General features: G+C 43.1%; 4 protein-coding genes and 1 pseudogene. All 5 read right to left on the reverse strand.

What is annotated here, in order from left to right:
- Positions 1-69 precede the first annotated feature (69 nt).
- Entirely contained in the window at positions 70-303 is a 234-nt protein-coding gene (locus BUB35_RS18135) for a hypothetical protein (protein WP_072854024.1), read from the reverse strand.
- Between the two features lie 44 nt (positions 304-347).
- Positions 348-830: a hypothetical protein gene (locus BUB35_RS18140; RefSeq protein WP_072854026.1), complete on the reverse strand. Its 483-nt coding sequence runs from the start codon at positions 828-830 to the stop codon at positions 348-350.
- A gap of 53 nt (positions 831-883) precedes the next feature.
- Positions 884-1,162, reverse strand: coding sequence for a type II toxin-antitoxin system YafQ family toxin (locus tag BUB35_RS18145; RefSeq protein WP_072854028.1), 279 nt, complete (start codon positions 1,160-1,162; stop codon positions 884-886).
- A complete protein-coding gene (locus tag BUB35_RS18150) occupies positions 1,155-1,427 on the reverse strand; it encodes a type II toxin-antitoxin system RelB/DinJ family antitoxin (RefSeq protein ID WP_072854030.1) in 273 nt (90 codons plus the stop codon). Before BUB35_RS18150 ends, BUB35_RS18145 begins: the two co-directional genes overlap by 8 nt.
- Before the next feature lie 207 nt (positions 1,428-1,634).
- Positions 1,635-2,188: pseudogene (locus BUB35_RS19185) on the reverse strand (hypothetical protein); the annotation flags it as partial.

Genomic DNA, 2,188 nt, shown 5'->3' on the forward strand with positions numbered 1-2,188 from the left:
GAGTATAGATAACTGCAAATAACAGTTTGTAGGGGAGTTCTGATACTCCCCTATAAAAATGGCTATTTATCAACTGTTTGTTGTGACATAGCCTTTTGTTAAAGGCTCTTCCTTTTGCCGCTTTCCGATTACTTTATTAACAAATCGATACATTGAAATTCCTATACCAGCTCCCAAATAAAGAAATGCAGCCATCATGGTTGCATCCACATGATTCAATAACAATTTCGACAGTGGTATATTGATTGCATATAGTGCTGCTGCCAATATTGCAAAACCTGTTGCAATATTCTTTACCTTCATAATTTTTCCCTTGCTTTCAAAAGATTCCGATTTATTAAACTGACTTAACCTCGAAACAATTTCTTAAACCAACTCCGCTTTTGTTCTGCCTCTGGTCTCTGCTGATCCACTTCGATCTCCCCGGCAAGCTGCTGCTGAATCGTCCCAGCATGAAGAGCCTGCGCCGCCTGTGCAGTCTGCTGTGCTGCAACCAAAGCCGCACTACTTTCTGCCAGCCTCGCATTTAATTCTTCTATCTGCTTGTCCTTCACAGCGAGCTGCTTATTTTTTAAGTCTAATTCCTTCTGCAGCATAGAAATCAAGACTGTTTCTGAGGTTTCGCAAGTTTCGCAACTTGCTTTCGCATGTTGCGAAACTTCCTTTCCCTCAATCGCCCGATAATGCTGATATATGGCGGTTTTTATAGTTTCGCTGATTGCGAAACTTCCTTTCGCATCTTTCGCAACATGGTTTCGCCGACACCACGCCCGAACTGCTTGTTCAGACACCCCGCATTCAGACGCAATCTCTTTGATTGTTACCGCCATTATATCACCACACTTTCAAAAAAGGCATTACAAACGCCTGTAAAATTCACTTACTAAAATAAATCACTATGAGAGCCGGTACGGATCAACTTTAAAATCAAAGTATCCCGAACAACCTTATAAATCAGTAGCCAGTCCGGTTCAATATGACACTCCCTCGTGCCCTTGTAATTTCTTGAATTTGTAAGAGCGTGATCCCGATACGATTGCGGCAAAGGTTCCTCACGACACAAAATTGAAACAACCTCTTCCAGTTTTTTCGGATCACAGCCCCGTTTCAAAGCGAGTTTATAGTCCCGTTTGAACTGTCCTGAAAATTCCGGTCTAAGCATTTAACTCCTCCATCATATCCGCCACACTGTCAAACGGACCATACATATCCTCGTCCTTCTCCGCTGCCGCCATAGTCGCATAGGTAACTTCATTCGGTTCGTCAAGTTTCACTTCAAAAGGCAAACCGTGATACCTAAGCGCCTGCCTATAAAAAATTCCTGTTGCGGTGCTTAAATCCATTCCAAGAGACTTGAAAAGGGCAGCCGCCTGTGCCTTCAATTCAGGCTCCATTCTTAAAGTCATATTTTCTTTCGTTGCAGCCATACAAATGCACTCCTTTCATCTCTTATAGCTTACACCATTATTATACTCATAATACATTAAAAATGCAAGTGCATTGCAAATAATATTTGCAGTTGCAGTTTCTCGTAATTAGCCGCCCAAAATACGCCTTTTATAGCGATTTTTCAGCGTTCCAATTAAAACACAGCCAACACCGCAAAAACGCCTTACAGGGCATTTCTGGGCGTTTTACAGCCTATCCTTGAACTCTTCGACCAGCATATCACTCAACTCCTGTGACGGACGAATTTTCACAGAAATATGCCCGTCCTCAAAACTTGCTACTGGCGGCTGATAGTCCCACCATTTACGGATTGTTTTCGGATCAAGCCCGGTATCTCTATGACAGTCTGCTTTCCGACCTTCCGGGTGCTGTTCCCGCCATCTAAAAACCTGTTCCCGCACTGATGGGCGCCCGTTTCTTAATCTCCAACTTGTCCCATTCGCTTTATCGTTAATTTCCTGAATCGCTCTCGCACCCTGCAAATGTACTGCCTGTTTACGCCCATTTCTCTTATTTTTCTCAATTCGTATATCCGTTAAAGCTTCAATATCCTTAATCGTAAAATTGTAATATTCCTTGTCGTAGGCTTCCAGCGCACTCCGAATATCGTCCTCGGTCAAAACATTCTCATGTTTCACCTTCTGCAAATCTTCAAACGCCTGCTGCATATCCTGCCGGAGCTGTTTCTTCGGCACACCGCACTTGTAGGCATAAATCGCAAGACACATCAGAAAAAAAT

It is taken from the genome of Anaerotignum lactatifermentans DSM 14214 (assembly GCF_900142265.1).
GTDB lineage: Bacteria > Bacillota > Clostridia > Lachnospirales > Anaerotignaceae > Anaerotignum > Anaerotignum lactatifermentans.